Origin of the sequence: Stutzerimonas stutzeri (genome assembly GCF_002890895.1) — a bacterium.
Classification (GTDB): domain Bacteria; phylum Pseudomonadota; class Gammaproteobacteria; order Pseudomonadales; family Pseudomonadaceae; genus Stutzerimonas; species Stutzerimonas stutzeri_AB.
On record NZ_POUL01000003.1, the window covers coordinates 332,765 to 350,140 of the forward strand.

The following is a 17,376-nucleotide window of genomic DNA, read 5'->3' on the forward strand; positions in this document are numbered from 1 at the left end:
TTTTTATGACGCTAGCGCTACAGACCGATTGCCACAGGCCGCTAACCAGAATGGCACCAAAGCCGCATGAAACATGGGGATTTCTACCGAGCTATTTTTTGTTAACGGCCTCTGGTGCGAACTCAGGGTTGGCACCGTCCGTCGCTGATGCGATGGGCGTATGGCAAAGTGCTACCATTCGGCGCGGTCGGCACGAAGACGTGGATGGCCGTTCCAATGCTTCAGTCGGGTGATTATAAAAAAATGCCGTCCTTGATCGATCTGCTTTTGAGCCGCCTGGCTACGCTGCTGCCCAGTGAGCTCAAGTCCACTGAGTTCATGAAGCTGGTCATTCCGCACCGTCACTCGATGCTGATGAGTCAGCGCCGCGCGACCCTGATCGTCAACCGGGTCCGGCTGTTCGCGTTTCTCTTTGCAGTGCTGACACCCGTGTGGGGGATCATCGACCTGATGGTCTTCACTTACCCACTCTGGCTCGGCCTGGCTACCTTTCGCCTGCTGGCCTGCGCTGCCTTCGCCTGCCTGCTGCTGTTCTATCGGCCCAGCGGCAATTTGTTTGATGCCTATCGGGCCGTTGCGCTGCTGTTCGCCATTCCGACGGTCTTTTACATCGCTTCGCATACGCTGCTTGGGGGCTATCAACTTACCCAGGCCTCCGCCGTGGTCGCCACCGGTTATGCGTTCCTGCCCTTCGTACTGATGGCCGGGTTGGCCATCTTCCCGCTGACCCTGTTAGAGAATCTGGTAATGGCGTCCGTCCTGCTTCTCGCGCATGCATTGGCGGGTTATCTGTCATGGACGACGCTCAACTGGCCTTCTTACGCGGGTGGATTCTGGTTGCTGATCTTGATCGCCGGGGTCACCTCACTGGCAAGCCTCAGTCAGTTGGCGTTCATGATCGCACTGGTACGCCAAGCTATCCGCGACCCGCTCACCGGCGTGTTTTCGCGCGGCAGCGGGCAGGAGATCCTGAAGCTGCAATGGGACACCGCTCGGCGTCACGACACCGGCCTGGCCGTTGCCTTTATCGATCTCGATCATTTCAAGCAGATCAACGATAACTACGGTCACGAAGCTGGGGACCTGGTGTTGCGCGAGTGCACCCAGCAGATGCTGGCCAGTTTGCGTAGCACCGATACGTTGCTGCGCTGGGGTGGGGAAGAGTTCGTTGTGATCATGCCTGACACCGATCGGGAACAGGCGCGCCTGGCGTTGAGTCGCATGATCCGATCGAGCCTCGGTAGGCGCCCGGACGGCAGCCCGCTGACCGCCAGTATTGGTTTGGCTGAGCGTTGCGTTGATTTTGTCGAAAGCGCAGAAGAACTGTTGGACCTGGCGGACAAGCGGATGTATCTGGCTAAAACCTCCGGACGCAACCGCCTGTGTTTCGAGGCTGCTGGCGAGATACCGTCCGAAACGCCTCTGTCAGCCGCCTGAGCGTATTCAGCGATTCACATCGAACACGTGCATGAGATAGCTGATGAAGGCTTCATCGCGACACATGGTCTTGCCGGGTGAGTCGGATATCTTTGCCACTGGCTGACCATTGCAGCTGGTCATCTTGATCACCATGTTGGTCGGCTCGACCCCCGGTATGTCACACGTCAGCTGGGTGCCGATGCCATAGCTGGTGTTACTGCGCCCGGCTAGGGCGCGATAGATACCAAGCGCCTTCGGAAAATCCAAACCGTCGGAGAAGACCAGTTGGCGGGTCATAGGGTCGATACCCAGCCGTCGGTAATGGGCGATCGCTTTTTCAGCCCATTCGACCGGATCACCGGAGTCATGGCGCAGGCCGTCGAACAGCTTCGCCAGATACAAATCAAAATCTGCGGTGAAGGCGTCCATGGTGATGCAGTCGGTGATGGCGATGCCCAGTGCGCCACGGTATTCACGCGCCCAGCAGTCTAAAGCCGCGCTCTGACTGTCGATCAGCCGTGGGCCGAGTTGTTGATGGGCCATGATCCACTCATGGGCCATGGTGCCCATGGGTTTGAGGTCCAGGGTGTGCGCCAGATACACGTTGCTGGTGCCGACAAAGTGACCGGGAAAGGTCTCGCTCAGCCGTTTGACCACCGCAGCCTGTACGCCGAACGAAAAGCGCCGACGGGTACCGAAGTCGGCCAGCTTGAAACCGGCCAGCTCGTCGGGCGTGGCTTCTTCGCGCAGCCACTGCAGCTTCTCTTCCAGGCGGTCGGTCGCCTGGTCCAGGGTCACCTGCGGATAGCGAGCACGGTTGCGCACCTCGCTGATGATTGCCAGCAGCGGCACCTCGAAGAGGATTACGTGCAGCCAGGGACCGCGCAGGTAGATCACCAGCTCGCCGTCATCAAGCTCCAGTCGCACGTAGCGGGGATCAAAGCGGAACAGCCCGAGGAAGCGAATGAAGTCTGGCTGCATGTAGGGAATGCGTTCCAGAAATGCCAGCTCTTGCGGTTCGAATCGCAGCTCCGCCAAGGCCTCCAGTTGCTCGCGGATAGCACCCAGGTATGGCGTCAGGTCCTCTTCGGATCGACTGCGGAAGGCCCACTCCACCTCCGCATTGGGGTAGTGGTGAAGCACTGCCTGCATCATGGTCAGCTTGTAATAGTCGGTGTCGAGCAGGCTCTGGATGATTCGTTCGGAAAAGGCGCTGCCACGCATGAGTTGCTTCCTGGTTGCGGAGGCGGATCAGGCTCCGCCGATGCCTTCGATCACCTTACCGGTGCCGCCGCAATTTTTACATTCCCCTGCCTCGGTACGGCCGCTGCCGTTGCAAACGGGGCAGATATTTTCACCCGTCCCGGGCGTTCCTGGCGGCGCTTCGTCTCCGAGATTGGACGATGAGTGGTCATGATTTGAAATGTTCATATGAAAACTTCCTCTGCTGAAAGTCTGTATTTGTTTAAGCTAAATAAAATTCAAATAAGTGATCCAGGGCCGGTGCCGGTTTATTGTCGTAAGAAATGCGCCAGCCAGAAATGCGGTAATTGTCTACGCAAAATAGCGGACAACAAAAAGGGCAAAGATTTTTAATCTTTGCCCTTTTTGTTTTCTATATCGATCAGCTTTTGCTGTTGCGACCGCCGCCGTGGCTATTCTGTCCACCCTTGCGGCCAGCTTCGGAGGCCTTTTCGCGGTCATTGGCGAAGTTGCCACCGCTGTTATGGCCGCCCTTCTTACCTGCTTCAGACGCTTTTTCGCGGTCGTTTGCGAAGTTGCCAGGATTTTTATTTGCCATGTCTTTCTCTCCTCAATGGACAAGACTTCTGCGGGGCTGAACAACTTCATCAGCCTTCAGGATTTCAGAGCCGAGGAGCACGCCAGTAGTTTCCGTTTTATATGGCCTGCGGACGAGTGGTTACAGATGAAGCCGCGACATGGCTAACTGCAAGTACAACGGAACGGCAATTAGCGTGTGGCGTATTTGAATTCACAGAATTGCATCGACTATCGGCCCGATCAGGCGACCAGCGCGAGTTGGCGCTGTGCCAGCAGCCGCATCACGTAACCGATCTTCAGCGCGGTCGGCCCCAGGATCACCAGGGCGTGGCTCGCCACCACCGCTCCGAGCTGAAGTTGGTCATCGACGACATAAGCACCGGCGATACCCAGCAGGAGCAGAAGTACGCCCAACGCCATCGACAGGTTGGCGAATAGTAAAAGGCGGTACGAGTCGAGCGGTTGCATAAGCATGGGAGACACCTCGTTTCGGTGATGCGAGAGGGCCGGCCATGAGGCCGACCCGTCCGGTTTACTCCAGCGCGCTTGCTGGCCCAAAGAACTCATGGCGCAGCTGCTGGGCCGGCACGCCGAGTGCGTGCAGTTGCCGACGAACCGCCGCCATGAATGGTTTCGGGCCTAGGAAATACGCATCCAGGTCGCGCTCGGCGGGCAACCAGGCGTCCAGTCGTGCTTCGGTCAACAGGCCGATGGCGTCTGGTTGATGCTCATCGCCACGGTGCTCGTCGTAGCAATAAAAACGCTTTAGTTGGACGTGCTGCTCGGCGAGCTGGTCGATGGTCGCGCGGAAGGCGTGGGCTTCCGCGTTGCGTGCGCAGTGGATGAAGTGAATCGGTCGGCTGGTGCCGAGGGCGACTTCGAGCATCGCCAGCGTCGGGGTGATGCCGACGCCGCCACTGATCAGTACCAGCGGCTTGTCGCTGGGCTGCAAGACGAAGTCGCCAGCCGGCGCGAACAGCTCCAGCGTCTCGCCAAGCTGCATTTGATGTAGCGTGTTGGAGGCCACACCGCCGGGTTCACGTTTAACGCTGATCCGGTAGTCACGGCCATTGCTCGCAGCCGATAGCGAATAGTTGCGGCGGATCTCCTGCCCATCGACCAGCAGGCGCAGACCGATGTACTGGCCCGGTTCATGCGCCACCACGGGTTCGCCATCCTCCGGCTCAAGGTAGAAAGAGGTGATTTCTGCGCTCTCAGGCACCTTGCGTGCGATCCGGAAATGCCGCGCGCCGCGCCAGCCGCCGGGCGCCTCGGCGGTCTGGCGATAGAGCTGTTCCTCGGTGCCGATCAGGATGTCGGCAAGCTGCTGATAAGCGGCACGCCATGCGTCGATGACTTCGTCGGTGGCGATCTCGGCCCCGAGCACCTCGCGGATCGCTCGCAGCAGGCATCCGCCCACAATCGGGTAGTGCTCCGGCAGAACCTGCAGCGCGACATGCTTGTTGACCACTTGTGAGACCAGCCCGCCGAGCTGATCGAGGCGGTCGATGTGTTTGGCATACATCAGCACGCCATTGGCCAGCGCACGCGGCTGGTCACCGCTGGCCTGGTGGGCTTGGTTGAACAGCGGACGAACCTCTGGGTGCTCGGCCAGCATCAGTTTGTAGAAGTGGTCGGTGAGGGCTTCGCCGCCGCTTTCGAGCAACGGGACAGTAGCGGTAATTAGGGCACGGTGTTCGGCGCAAAGCATGGGAAACTCCAATTATTGGTAACGCTGTCTCTGGTTGGCAGCGTGGCGACCACGCGTCCCAGACAGGTACTGGAGCTGTTTCAATAATCGTTCCAGGCTGGAATTGACCAGAATCAAGGGCTTAAAGCGATTCGTGGTATTTCGCACCCTGATGATGTGGGTTTTTATAACCTTGTTGGGTTTTTTGCACCTCAAGTGGTGGTGTCGATCAACAGCCAATCGAACCGTCATCAACCGAAGCGTTCTATAACTTCAACGTTCAATAAACAGAGGGAGGCAACATGGAGAACTACCACATCACGCACGATGACGATCGCTGGGTGCTGCGTGAGGAAGGCGATAAACGCGCGCTGCTTGAAGCCTCGACGAAGGAAGACATCATCAACGAGACCCGTGATTACATGAAGCTGCGCACCGCCTCGGTGAAAATCCATACCCTCGACGGCAAGATCGAAGAAGAACGAACCTACCCGCGGGACCAGGACCCACGCGCCACCAGGGGCTAACCCTCAGCTCGGCTGCAACTCGCCCTGGCGCTGATACTGACGTTTACCCAGCGTGACCGCCCAGCAGGCGAGAATGAAGGGCATGGTCAGTGGCGGCAGGCCGAGCTGATCGAAGAACAGCCGGAAAATGATCGCCAAGCCGATGCCCAGTGCTGGCGCCAGTGCCGAGCGGTGAACCTGACTCAACGCCAGAGCGGCGAGCGCCGGGTTGTAGCCAGCCAGTCCGGCCAGCGCTGACGGCTCGGAAGTTCCGGCCAGCAGTGCCATAAAGATGCCTACTGCCGAGCCGCACAGTGTCCACACTGCAGCACGTCGATCAGCCAGCAGTAACGCCGCGAACAGGCACAGCCCCGCCATGGGGTCGGCGAGAAACAAGACCTGGCCCACCCCGCGCATTATTCCCCCCAGCGCGCCCCAGCCATCCAGCTGATGCTCGGGTGTGCGCGCCTCGACAACGCTTTCCAGAACACCTGATAGCCCCATGGCCAACCATCCCAAGAGGACGAAGGAGAGGGTGAAACCCGGCAAGCTACGCCGCTCACGCATCCGTCTGAGCAGGTGGTGCTGCACGGCGCTCGACAACGCGCCAGACATGACGATCAGCAGGCAGGCGAGCGGCGCCAGACCGAGCATCAGTGTGATCAGAAGCCCTAGTAGCGCGGCGTTGTAGCCGTAGAGACCGGTTTCGATATCCTCAGGTGGATAACCGAGGCGCCACGCCGACAAGGTGCCGCTCAGCAGGCCGAGGAGGGCGCCCGCCAGAAACGCCAGGTCATGCAGCGCGATTGCAAAGAGGATCAGCAGGCCGCAGCCCAGGTGGCGCTGCAAGAAGATTTGGCTGATCCCGTTGAGCATCGAGCGCAACAACTGCGAAAAACGAGGGGGCATGGGCGTGTCGTGAGAAAAGGGCGAACAGACCCTCACCGGCGGAGCTGCGCTGCGCCGGTGAGGTTGTCTGGAGGGTCAGTTGAGCATTTCGATGCGCAGCGAGTTGGTGGTGCCAGACTGCCCCAGCGGCACGCCCGCCGTGATCACCACAGTATCCCCGGTGCCCGCCATGCCCTGGGCGCGGGCCAGTTCGAGCGCATTGAGGCAGACATGCTCCATGTCATACATGCGTGCATCGATCACCGAGTACACGCCCCAGGCCACGGTCAGCTTGCGTGCGGTCGTCAGGTTCGGCGTCAGGCTCAGGATTGGCGTGGCCGGTCGCTCGCGCGAAGCGCGCAGGCTGGAGCGGCCTGACTCGGTGTAATTGACCAGCACCGCAACCGGCAGAATGCCGCTGATCCGGCGAATGGCGCAGCTGATCGCATCGGGCAGGGTGGCCTCGGCGCTTGGCCGATTGACGTCCAGCTGAGCCTGGTAGTCCGGGCCGCTTTCCACCTGGCGGATGATCTTGCTCATCATGCTCACCGCTTCCAGCGGGTACTCGCCGGAGGCGGTTTCCGCCGAGAGCATCACCGCGTCGGCGCCTTCGGCCACGGCGTTGGCCACATCAGTCACCTCGGCACGGGTCGGTGCCGGGGAGAAGCGCATCGATTCGAGCATCTGCGTCGCCACCACCACCGGCCGGCCCAGCTGGCGGCAGGTGCGTACGATATTGCGCTGAATGCGCGGGACGTTTTCCGCGGGCACTTCGACGCCCAGGTCGCCCCGCGCCACCATGATCGCATCGCACAGCCGCGCGATTTCGCGCAGGTGCTGCACGGCTGAGGGTTTCTCGATCTTGGCCATCAGGAAGGCGCGGTCGCCGATCAGTTCGCGTGCTTCATGAATGTCCTGTGGCCGCTGGACGAATGACAGCGCCACCCAGTCGACACCCAGCTCCAGGCCAAAGGCCAGATCACGCCGATCCTTCTCGGTCAGCGGGCTCAACTCCAGCACCGCCTCTGGCACGTTTACACCCTTGCGGTCGGACAGCTCACCACCGGCCACCACGCGCGTGTCGATGGCATCAGCATGCTTGGCCGTCACTGTCAGGCGCAGACGGCCATCGTCCACCAGCAGGCTCATGCCGGGCTGCAGGGCATCGATGATTTCCGGGTGCGGCAAGTTGACCCGCGTGCTGTCGCCCGGCGTCGAGTCGAGGTCCAGACGCAGCGTTTGCCCACGCTTGAGCTGTACCTTGCCCTCTGCAAAACGACCGACGCGCAGCTTGGGCCCTTGCAGGTCCATGAGGATGCCGATCGGCTGGTTCAGCTGACGTTCCACCTCGCGAATCCAGCCGAAGCGTTCGGCATGGTCGGCGTGCTCGCCATGGCTGAAGTTGAGGCGGAACAGGTTGACGCCGTTTTCCACCAGCTCGCGCACATCCTCGATGCTGCGTGTGGCCGGTCCCAGGGTGGCGAGAATCTTGACCTTCTTGTCGGGTGTCATGGCAGGCTCTATCGGCAGTTGTGGTTAGGGACCCTGCTTGCCGTGTCCCGCTAGCGGGACGACGGCAGGATCAGGATGGCGCGGAAATCGTTGACGTTGGTCCGCGTCGGGCCGGTCATCAGCAGCGCATCGAGCGCCTGGAAATAACCGTAGCCATCATTGTTCGCCAGGGCATCTGCTGCGCTGTGGCCCAGCGCCTCGGCGCGAGCGTAGCTCTCGGGTGTCATCAAGGCGCCGGCGTTGTCTTCCGAGCCGTCGATGCCATCGGTGTCGCCGGCCAGTGCGTAAACATTCGGCAGCCCTTGCAGAGTGTCCGTCAGGCTCAGGAGGAATTCGGCGTTGCGGCCGCCGCAGCCATGGCCGCGCACGGTCACCGTGGTTTCGCCGCCGGAGAGGATTACGCAGGGCGGCTTGATCGGCTGACCGTGCAGCACCACCTGGCGAGCTATACCGCCATGGACCTTGGCTACATCGCGTGCTTCGCCTTCCAGGTCGCCGAGAATCAGTGGGGTGATGCCCGCTGCGCGCGCCTTCTCGGCCGCCGCGTCGAGGGATTGCTGAGGCTTGGCGATCAGCTGGAAGTGGCTGCGTGACAGGCACGGATCATCCGCCTTGACCGTCTCGGAACGAGGATCTTCCAGCCACGCGCGAACATTCTGCGGTATCTCGATGTGATAGCGCGCCAGGATCGCCAGGGCCTGGGCCGAGGTGGTCGGGTCCGCGACGGTCGGGCCGGAGGCGATCACCGTGGCTTCGTCACCCGGCACGTCGGAAATCGCGTAGGTGTAGACGCTTGCTGGCCAGCAGGCCTTGGCCAGACGGCCGCCTTTGATCGCCGAGAGGTGCTTGCGTACACAGTTCATCTCGCCGATGTGCGCGCCGGAGCGCAGCAGCGCCTTGTTGATCGCCTGCTTGTCGGCGAGGCTGATGCCCTCGGCCGGCAGTGCCAGAAGTGAGGAACCGCCGCCGGAGAGCAGAAAGATCACCCGGTCGCTTTCTTCGAGGTTGCTGACCATTTCTAGCACCCGGCGGGCGACGCGCTCACCGGCATCGTCCGGCACCGGGTGCGCCGCTTCCACCACCTCGATCTTGCGGCAGTCGGCGCCGTGGCCGTAGCGCGTTACCACCAGCCCGGAGAGCTCGCCTTCCCAGACCGCTTCGATGGCTTCGGCCATGGCGGCTGCCGCTTTGCCTGCTCCAATGACGATGGCCCGGCCGCTGCGGTCTGCCGGCAAATGGTCGGCCAGCACCTGGCGCGGGTGCGCGGCATCGATGGCGGCGGTGAACAGGTCGCGCAGGAAGGCTTGCGGTTCGAGGTTCATGTACAACTCCATCTAGTAGGTCAGGTGCCCGATTCCAGACCTTAGGGCTCGGTTATGCAAGTACAAAAGCAAGTCCTAAGGTTTGGAATCGACCCACCCGGCAGTCAGGCCGTGACTCCTCGTGCCGAGCAGGTCGAAAGGGGTGCCGCCCGAGGGCAGCGATCGGATCGCAGGTGCGCTGGGCTGAGGTTGTGGGGGACGCTGTGATTCCGACCCCGCGCAACTCCAATCCGACCCTTTGAGCATCGCTGGGCCAAACGTTGCGGTTCCCACCACCTGGTCTGTCTGTCCCTGAAGGTGGGCCGCTTGGCTTGGCCAACGTGCTCGAAGGCTGAAGTTTCTGTTTAATCCTTGCGAATCGAGAAGTTGGCCATGTGCTCCAGCCCCTTGATCAGCGCCGAGTGATCCCAGCCGCTGCCACCGATGGCTGCGCAGGTGCTGAAGACCTGCTGCGCGTTAGCCGTGTTGGGCAGGTTCAGGCCAAGCTCGCGGGCACCGGCCAAAGCCAGGTTCAAGTCCTTCTGGTGCAGGCTGATGCGGAAGCCCGGATCGAAGGTGCCCTTGATCATGCGCTCGCCATGCACTTCGAGAATCTTCGAACCGGCGAAACCGCCCATCAGTGCTTCGCGGACGCGGGCTGGGTCGGCACCGTTCTTCGCGGCGAACAGCAGGGCTTCGCCCACCGCCTGAATGTTCAGCGCCACGATGATCTGGTTGGCGACCTTGGCGGTCTGGCCGTCACCATTGCCGCCGACCAGGGTGATGTTCTTGCCCATGGCCTGGAACAGCGGCAGGGCGCGGGCAAAACTGTCCTCGCTACCACCCACCATGATCGACAGCGTTGCAGCCTTGGCACCAACTTCACCGCCAGAGACCGGCGCATCCAGGTACTGGGCGCCCGTGGCGTTGATCTTCTCGGCGAACGCCTTGGTGGCGCTGGGTGAGATCGAGCTCATGTCGATCACCAGCTTGTTCGGGCCGACGCCCTCGGCAATGCCGTTCTCGCGGAACAACACGTCTTCGACATGCGGGGTGTCTGGCACCATGACGATGATGAACTCGGCTTCCTGCGCGACTTCTTTCGGATTGGCCAGGCCAACGGCGCCTGCTTCGAGCAGGGCGGCCGGGGCCGCATCGTGGTGAGTCGAAACAAAAAGGCTGTGGCCAGCTTTCTGCAGGTTCTGAGCCATAGGCAGGCCCATGATGCCGGTGCCGATAAATCCAATCTTAGCCATGAGGTTTTCTCCTTCGATTCGTTCAGGTCGGGTCAGATAGCGTTATGCGCTTTCATCCAGCCGAGGCCGGCCGCGGTGGTGGTGGCCGGCTTGTATTCGCAGCCAACCCAGCCCTGGTAGCCGATACGGTCCAGGTGCTCGAACAGGAAGCGGTAGTTGATCTCGCCGGTTCCCGGCTCGTTACGGCCGGGGTTGTCGGCCAGCTGCACATGGTTGATCGCCGCCAGATTGGTCTCGAGGGTGCGCGCCAGGTCCCCTTCCATGATCTGCATGTGATAGATGTCGTACTGCAGGAACAGGTTGGTGCTGCCGACCTTGTCGCGAATCTCCAACGCCTGCGAGGTGTTGTTGAGGAAGAAGCGCGGGATGTCGCGGGTGTTGATCATCTCCATCACCAGGCGAATACCTTCGGCTTCGAGCTTCTTCGCCGCGTAACGCAGGTTCTCGATAAAGGTCATCTCCAGCTTGCCGAGGTCGGCGCCCTTGGGTGCAATGCCCGCCAGGCAGTTGATCTGGGTGTTGCCCAGGACCTTGGCGTAAGCGATGGCCTGGTCGACGCCGGCGTGAAATTCCTCGACCCGCTCCGGGTCACAGGCAATGCCACGGTCGCCATTGGCCCAGTCGCCGGCCGGCAGGTTGAACAGCACCTGGGTCAGGTTGTGGGCGTCCAGGCGCGCCTTGATCTCTTCGGCCGGGTAGTCGTAGGGAAAGAGGTACTCGACACCGCTGAAGCCGGCTTCGGCAGCGGCGGCGAAGCGGTCGAGGAAATCCATCTCGGTAAACAGCATGGACAGGTTGGCGGCAAAGCGGGGCATGGGGTTTCTCCTTTTTTGTCTGTAGGGACAATCCGGTGATGCTCGTGGTGGTTGCGCGACGCGCAGCCATCCGGGGTGTTGCGTTTGCGGTGGATATGCTTCGCGATATCCACCCTACGAGTCCGAGCTGTTCCTGCCGTAGGACGGGTGGCCGCCCCGTGGAAGACCGCGAAGCGTCTTCCACGCGTTGGTGGCAGGTCGCGCTCGGTGTAACGGTCAATCCAGCAGCGCGACCGCAGTCGGTGCGTCTTCCCGGCCCTCGGCCAGCGGCTCGAATTCGTTGATGGCGTCGATCTCGGTGCCCATGGCGATGTTGGTCACGCGCTCAAGGATCACCTCGATCACTACCGGCACCTGATGCTCGGCCATCCAGGCCTGGGCCTGTTCGATGGCCGGGCGCAGGTCTTCCTGCTTGAACACGCGGATCGCCTTGCAACCCAGGCCCTCGACCACCGCGACGTGGTCGACGCCGTAACCTTCCATACCGGCCTGATCGGCATTGATGTTCTCGAAGCCCAGCTGCACGCAGTAATCCATCTCGAAGCCGCGCTGCGCCTGGCGGATCAGGCCGAGGTAGGCGTTGTTCACCAGAATGTGGATGTAGGGCAGCTTGAACTGCGCGCCCACCGCCAACTCCTCGATCATGAACTGGAAGTCGTAGTCGCCCGAAAGCGCCACCACCTTGCGCGTTGGGTCCGCGGCGACCACACCCAGCGCTGCCGGAATGGTCCAGCCGAGCGGGCCGGCCTGGCCGCAGTTGATCCAGTGGCGCGGCTTGTAGACATGCAGGAACTGCGCGGCGGCAATCTGCGACAGGCCGATGGTGCTGACGTAGCAGGCGTCGCGACCGAACGCGTTGTTCATGCACTGGTACACGCGCTGCGGCTTCATCGGCACCGAGTCGAAGTGCGTTTTACGCAGCAGGGTGCGCTTGCGTTCCTGGCAGTCGGCGGCCCATGGGGTGCGATCCGGCAGCTGGCCGGCGGCCTTGCGCTCTTTGGCGACTTCGACGAACAGCTCCAGCGCGGCACCCGCATCGGAAGTGATGCCGAAGTCCGGCGAGAACACCCGGCCGATCTGGGTCGGTTCGATATCCACGTGCACAAAGGTGCGGTCTTTGGTGTAGACGTCGACCGAGCCGGTGTGGCGGTTGGCCCAGCGGTTGCCGATGCCGAGCACGAAGTCCGAGGCCAGCATGTTGGCGTTGCCGTAGCGGTGGCTGGTCTGCAGCCCACACATGCCGGCCATCAGCGGATGGTCATCGGGAATCGAGCCCCAGCCCATCAGGGTCGGGATCACCGGTACCCCAACGGTTTCAGCAAACTCCACCAGCAGGGCTTCGGCGCCGGCGTTGTAGATACCGCCACCAGCGACGATCAACGGGCGCTCAGCGGCGCAGAGCATGTCGATGGCTTTCTCGATCTGCTTGCGGGTGGCGGCCGGCTTGTAAACGGAGAGCGGCTCATAGGTGTCGATGTCGAATTCGATCTCGGCCATCTGCACGTCGAACGGCAGGTCGATCAATACCGGGCCAGGGCGACCGGAGCGCATGACGTGGAAGGCTTGCTGAAACACGCGCGGCACCAGTGCCGGCTCACGCACGGTCACGGCCCACTTGGTGACCGGCTTGGCGATGGACTCGATGTCCACAGCCTGGAAGTCTTCTTTGTAGAGGCGAGCACGCGGCGCCTGGCCGGTGATGCAGAGGATCGGTATCGAGTCGGCCCAGGCCGAGTAGAGGCCGGTGATCATGTCGGTACCGGCCGGGCCCGAAGTGCCGATGCACACGCCGATGTTGCCGGCCTTGGTGCGGGTGTAACCCTCGGCCATGTGCGAAGCGCCTTCGACGTGGCGAGCCAGAATGTGACGGATGCTGCCGTCGGCACGCATGGCGGAATACAACGGATTGATCGCCGCACCAGGGATGCCGAAGGCGGTATCAATCCCTTCCTTGCGTAACACCGCTACGGCGGCATCGATTGCTCTCATTCGGGGCATGGTCGTTCCTCCTGACTCTTAGAATTGTTCACGATCTGCTGCGCGTCGGCCCTGCTGCGTTAAAACCAGGCTCGGAATGCTCATTTGCACCAGCAAACTCCGCTTCCTCGCCTGCTTTTGCCTTGCAGGTCTCTAGCTCGCTAGATCGTGGCTGTCTTTTTATTCAATAGTTTTTATACGTGGCCCAAGCATGAAGGGCTGGCCGGAACGAGGGAATTGGCAGAAACTTCAATTCTGTCGATATCAGGAGTATCGAATGGATCGCTACACAACCTTGCACAGCTTCGTTCTGGTGGCTGAAAACGGCAGCTTTGCCGCCGCTGCGCTGAAGGAAGGCGTAACGCCGGTGGTCATGGGGCGCCGGCTCGATGCGCTGGAGCGGCACCTGGGCGTCAAGCTGATGCACCGCTCGACGCGCGGGCTGGCGCTGACCGACCTCGGCGAGCAATACCTCGAGCGCGCCCGAGGGTTGCTCAAGGATTTCGACGAAGCCGATGCCAGCATCAGCCATGACCGCACCTCGGTGCGCGGGCACCTGGTGATATCGGCGCCCGCGGCATTTGGACGTCGGCACATCGGCCCGCACGCGCCGGCGTTCCAGGCGCGCTATCCGGACCTGCAGCTGTCCTTCAATTTCACCGACAGCGTGGTCGATCTGGTGCGCCACGGTTACGACATGGGCATCCGCATCGGCGAGGTGACTGATCCCAACTATGTTGCCGTCAAGCTGTTCCCCAATCGCCGTGTGGTCTGTGGTTCGCCGGACTACTTCGAGCGCCAGGGCGTACCGCGCACGCTGGAAGATCTGGCGCGACACAATTGCCTGGCGTTCAACCTGCAAGGCGGGCAGCAGCGCGGCTGGACTTTTTTGCGTGACGGCAAACAGGTGGCGGTGCGGGTGGCGGGGAATCTCGACTGCAACGACGGTGAACTCTTGTTCGACTGGGTCAAGCAGGGCCTGGGTATCGGTTGGCGCTCGACCTGGGAAATCCAGGCCGAACTCAAGCGCGGCGAGCTGGTGACGGTGCTCGACGAGTACGCCTTGCCGGCCTATGACATCCAGGCGGTGTATCCGCAGCAGCGCTATCTGCCGGCCAAGGTCCGCTTCTTCATCGATTATCTGAAGCAGATCTACAACGCGCCGGGCTACTGGGAGGTGCGTTGAGTCGAACCACGTCGGTCCGCGTCTGGTCGTAGTGTGGATGTCGCGAAGCACATCCACGCGCTGCGGCCGTCAAACAATCGCAGCTATCGTCAGAGGTGCCCAGTGGATCAACTGAAAATCGCCACCTTCAACATCAACGGCATCCGTGCCCGTCGAACCAACCTGCTCGAATGGTTGGAGCGCGAACAGCCGGACGTGGTGTGCTTGCAGGAACTGAAGGCGCAGGACGCCGATTTCCCCATCGATGACATTCGCGCGGCCGGCTACGGCGCCATCTGGCAGGGGCAGAAGTCATGGAATGGTGTGGCGATCCTGGCCAAGGGCGACGACCCGCTGGAGATCCGCCGCGGCTTACCGGGCGATCCGGACGATACCCACAGTCGCTATCTCGAAGCCGCCGCCCATGGGGTGATCGTCGCGTGCCTCTATTTGCCCAACGGCAACCCGCAGCCGGGACCGAAGTTCGATTACAAGCTGAGCTGGTTCGAACGTTTTATCGAGCACGCAGCCGGGCTGTTCGCGAACGGTCATCCGGTGGTACTGGCTGGGGATTACAACGTGGTGCCCACCGACGAGGACATTTACAATCCCCGCTCCTGGACCAAGGATGCGCTGCTGCAACCCGAAAGCCGTGAGTGTTTTCAGCGGCTCCTCGATCAAGGGTGGACCGATGCGTTACGCGCCAAGTACCCGGACGAGCGCCTCTATACCTTCTGGGATTATTTCCGCCAGCACTGGCAAAAGAACTCCGGGCTGCGCATCGATCATCTATTGCTGAGCGCTGATCTGGCGCCGCGACTGGTCGATGCCGGGGTGGATCGCTGGGTGCGTGACCAGGAACACGCCAGCGACCACGCGCCGACCTGGATAACCCTTCGTGGTGAGGCTGCGCAGGAAGAATCTGAAAAACCGGCCAAGCGCAGCAAGGCCAAGAGCACTGCCAAGTAACTTCACTGGCGCCGGATCACAGGTTCGGCGCCCATCCGTTTTCACTGGGGCCGCTAGCTGCATGCACCGCCGTCGTCGTGCTCCCGTCTGGATAGCCACCTTCGCCGTCCTGTTGCATCTGTGCTCGATGCCGCTGATGGCTGCGCATATGCGGGCCAAGGCTATAGCAGGTGGGCATGATGCGATGGGCCATCACCATGCGCTAAAGGCAGACCAGCATCACGGTCATGCCAGCGAGTCCGCGCCGGCGCAGAGTCATCATCAGGGTATGCCTTGCTGCTGTGCCGCGGGGTCGGCCTCGCTGGCAGCTATTCCAGCTGGCTCGCCAGTATTGCTCCATCCTCGACTGGTGCCGCTCGGCAACTTGCCTTCGGTCACCGCACCGCTGTTATCGCCGCGATATCGCTGGCCGAGCCTGAACCCCCGCGCCTCTCCTTTCGCTTGATCGATCAAGTGTTGTCTGTCCGGTAGCCGCCGGTGGTTGCGTTCGCCGCTATTGGTTGCTGGCCCTTGCTGCAGGCCTACGTCCCGGCCGGCAGCGCGAAAATACGGCCCCGCCTTTGTAGGCGCGAGCTTGCTCGCGATCTGAACCATTGCTGCGCCATTGATCGCAGCAAACTGGCTCTTACAGAGAAGCTGCTGCCGTTTCGATCGAGTAAGTAGTCATGACTTCAAGTACCGCTGGCGCCCACCATGAGGCACCACTCCTGCCTTCCCGAACACAGCACCCACTGCTGGCGTTATTGATTCGTTTGCATCTGTACGTCGGGCTGCTGGTCGGCCCGTTCATCTTTGTTGCTGCCTTGAGCGGCCTGGTCTATGCGTTGACACCGCAGCTAGAGGACCGGCTGTACGCCGAGCAGCTCTACAGCGACAGCAGCGGTACGCCGCAGCCACTGGCTCGGCAGATCAAGGCGGCCCAGACCTATATTGGCGAAGCGGCGACGCTGTCGGCGGTACGTCCGGCACCGCAACCGGGCACGACTACGCGCGTAATGTTTCAGGCGCCAGGCCTTGGCGCGTCTGAAAGTCGCGCCATATTCATTGACCCGGTTACAGCTGAGATTAGGGGCGACCTGCTCGTCTACGGCACAAGCGGCGTGCTGCCGTTGCGCACATGGCTCGATCAGTTTCACCGCAGCCTGCTGCTTGGCGAGCCAGGGCGGTTTTACAGCGAACTGGCAGCGTCCTGGTTGTGGGTCGCAGCACTGGGTGGCTTTGCGTTGTGGTACATCCGGCGGCGGCGCGGCGGAGGTCCGGTGCGCTCAAGAGGTCTGCGACGCTGGCACGCCACGCTCGGTTTGTGCCTGCTGATCGGGTTGCTGTTCTTCTCCGCGACGGGTCTGACCTGGTCGCGATGGGCAGGCGGCAACATCGGTGTTGCGCGAGCCGCACTGGGCATGTCGACCCCGAGCGTCTCGACCGCACTGGGTGGCGAAACGGCCGCACCTGCGGGCGAACATGCACACCACACCGGAATGGCCATGTCGGCGCCCCGAGTGGCAGCACCGGAGATGTTCGATCAAGTCCTTGGCGCGGCCAGAGCGAGCGGAATAGAAGCTGGCAAGGTCGAGATCGTCCCGGCTGTCGGGCCAGATCGCGCTTGGACGGTGACTGAAATCGACCGCAGCTGGCCCACCCAGGTCGATGCCGTCGCTGTCGATCCGCGCACCTTGGGCATCACGGATCGGATTGATTTCGCGACCTTCCCCATTGCAGCCAAGCTGACGCGCTGGGGCATCGATGCACATATGGGTTCGCTGTTCGGTCTGGCTAACCAGTTGTTGCTTGCCGTCACGGCGCTTGGCTTGGCGTTCCTGGTGGCCTTCGGTTACCTGATGTGGTGGCGACGCCGCGGGCAGCGCCGAGCTGGTCGGCTGGGGGTGGTCGCGGTTCTGCGCGGTCTGTCGCCACCTGTGCGCTGGACCACGCTCGCCGTGGCGCTGCTGTTTGGCTATTGCCTGCCGGTTCTGGGCGGCAGTCTTCTGTTGTTCCTGGTAAGCGAGTTCGTTCTGACAGCGCCCTGGCGTTACCGGCCCGACGCGGCTTAGCGGGATGCCTGACTTCGGGGTCCGATAGACCATCGCTGCGATTTT

General features: G+C 61.9%; 16 protein-coding genes. 6 read left to right on the forward strand and 10 right to left on the reverse strand.

Annotation, left to right across the window (positions count from 1 at the left end; all coding sequences use genetic code 11):
- The first annotated feature begins 243 nt into the window (after nucleotides 1-243).
- Nucleotides 244-1,437, forward strand: a complete 1,194-nt coding sequence (locus CXK96_RS07245; RefSeq protein WP_102835992.1) for a GGDEF domain-containing protein — start codon at nucleotides 244-246, stop codon at nucleotides 1,435-1,437.
- A 6-nt stretch (nucleotides 1,438-1,443) separates the two neighbouring features.
- Here the strand turns inward: CXK96_RS07245 and pncB are convergent, their stop codons facing one another.
- The 4 genes from pncB to hmpA form a co-directional block, all read right to left on the reverse strand.
- Nucleotides 1,444-2,643, reverse strand: a complete 1,200-nt coding sequence (pncB, locus tag CXK96_RS07250; RefSeq protein WP_102835798.1) for a nicotinate phosphoribosyltransferase — start codon at nucleotides 2,641-2,643, stop codon at nucleotides 1,444-1,446.
- Between the two features lie 400 nt (nucleotides 2,644-3,043).
- Nucleotides 3,044-3,220, reverse strand: a complete 177-nt coding sequence (locus CXK96_RS07260) for a general stress protein (protein WP_102835800.1) — start codon at nucleotides 3,218-3,220, stop codon at nucleotides 3,044-3,046.
- Between the two features lie 221 nt (nucleotides 3,221-3,441).
- A complete protein-coding gene (locus tag CXK96_RS07265; RefSeq protein ID WP_102835801.1) occupies nucleotides 3,442-3,675 on the reverse strand; it encodes a hypothetical protein in 234 nt (77 codons plus the stop codon).
- A gap of 58 nt (nucleotides 3,676-3,733) precedes the next feature.
- Nucleotides 3,734-4,912: an NO-inducible flavohemoprotein gene (hmpA, locus tag CXK96_RS07270; protein ID WP_102835802.1), complete on the reverse strand. Its 1,179-nt coding sequence runs from the start codon at nucleotides 4,910-4,912 to the stop codon at nucleotides 3,734-3,736.
- Between the two features lie 281 nt (nucleotides 4,913-5,193).
- On the opposite strand from hmpA, the gene CXK96_RS07275 reads away from it, so the two are divergent.
- Nucleotides 5,194-5,418: a DUF2188 domain-containing protein gene (locus CXK96_RS07275; RefSeq protein WP_102835803.1), complete on the forward strand. Its 225-nt coding sequence runs from the start codon at nucleotides 5,194-5,196 to the stop codon at nucleotides 5,416-5,418.
- 3 nt (nucleotides 5,419-5,421) lie between these two features.
- Here CXK96_RS07275 and CXK96_RS07280 read toward each other — a convergent pair whose 3' ends face one another.
- The 6 genes from CXK96_RS07280 to gcl form a co-directional block, all read right to left on the reverse strand.
- The gene (locus CXK96_RS07280) at nucleotides 5,422-6,306 is read right to left on the reverse strand and encodes an urea transporter (protein ID WP_102835804.1); all 885 of its coding nucleotides are present in this window, start codon (nucleotides 6,304-6,306) and stop codon (nucleotides 5,422-5,424) included.
- 75 nt (nucleotides 6,307-6,381) lie between these two features.
- On the reverse strand, nucleotides 6,382-7,797 hold the full coding sequence (gene pyk, locus CXK96_RS07285; protein WP_102835805.1) for a pyruvate kinase: 1,416 nt from the start codon (nucleotides 7,795-7,797) through the stop codon (nucleotides 6,382-6,384).
- Between the two features lie 50 nt (nucleotides 7,798-7,847).
- Nucleotides 7,848-9,119: a glycerate kinase type-2 family protein gene (locus CXK96_RS07290; protein ID WP_102835806.1), complete on the reverse strand. Its 1,272-nt coding sequence runs from the start codon at nucleotides 9,117-9,119 to the stop codon at nucleotides 7,848-7,850.
- 344 nt (nucleotides 9,120-9,463) lie between these two features.
- Nucleotides 9,464-10,354, reverse strand: coding sequence for a 2-hydroxy-3-oxopropionate reductase (locus CXK96_RS07295; protein WP_102835807.1), 891 nt, complete (start codon nucleotides 10,352-10,354; stop codon nucleotides 9,464-9,466).
- A gap of 32 nt (nucleotides 10,355-10,386) precedes the next feature.
- A complete protein-coding gene (gene hyi, locus CXK96_RS07300) occupies nucleotides 10,387-11,169 on the reverse strand; it encodes a hydroxypyruvate isomerase (RefSeq protein ID WP_102835808.1) in 783 nt (260 codons plus the stop codon).
- 216 nt (nucleotides 11,170-11,385) lie between these two features.
- Nucleotides 11,386-13,167, reverse strand: a complete 1,782-nt coding sequence (gene gcl, locus CXK96_RS07305) for a glyoxylate carboligase (protein WP_102835809.1) — start codon at nucleotides 13,165-13,167, stop codon at nucleotides 11,386-11,388.
- 256 nt (nucleotides 13,168-13,423) lie between these two features.
- On the opposite strand from gcl, the gene CXK96_RS07310 reads away from it, so the two are divergent.
- The 4 genes from CXK96_RS07310 to CXK96_RS07325 all read left to right on the forward strand — a co-directional run bounded on the left by CXK96_RS07310 (nucleotide 13,424) and on the right by CXK96_RS07325 (nucleotide 17,331).
- Entirely contained in the window at nucleotides 13,424-14,332 is a 909-nt protein-coding gene (locus CXK96_RS07310; RefSeq protein ID WP_102835810.1) for a LysR family transcriptional regulator, read from the forward strand.
- A 102-nt stretch (nucleotides 14,333-14,434) separates the two neighbouring features.
- Nucleotides 14,435-15,280 carry an exodeoxyribonuclease III gene (xth, locus tag CXK96_RS07315; protein WP_102835811.1) on the forward strand — a complete coding sequence of 282 codons (846 nt, stop codon included), beginning with the start codon at nucleotides 14,435-14,437 and terminating at the stop codon, nucleotides 15,278-15,280.
- Nucleotides 15,281-15,341: 61 nt separating this feature from the next.
- Nucleotides 15,342-15,725 (forward strand): DUF2946 domain-containing protein, encoded by a 384-nt coding sequence (locus CXK96_RS21125; protein ID WP_102835812.1) that lies wholly within the window; start codon nucleotides 15,342-15,344, stop codon nucleotides 15,723-15,725.
- Between the two features lie 220 nt (nucleotides 15,726-15,945).
- Nucleotides 15,946-17,331 carry a PepSY-associated TM helix domain-containing protein gene (locus CXK96_RS07325; protein ID WP_102835813.1) on the forward strand — a complete coding sequence of 462 codons (1,386 nt, stop codon included), beginning with the start codon at nucleotides 15,946-15,948 and terminating at the stop codon, nucleotides 17,329-17,331.
- Nucleotides 17,332-17,376: the final 45 nt, after the last annotated feature.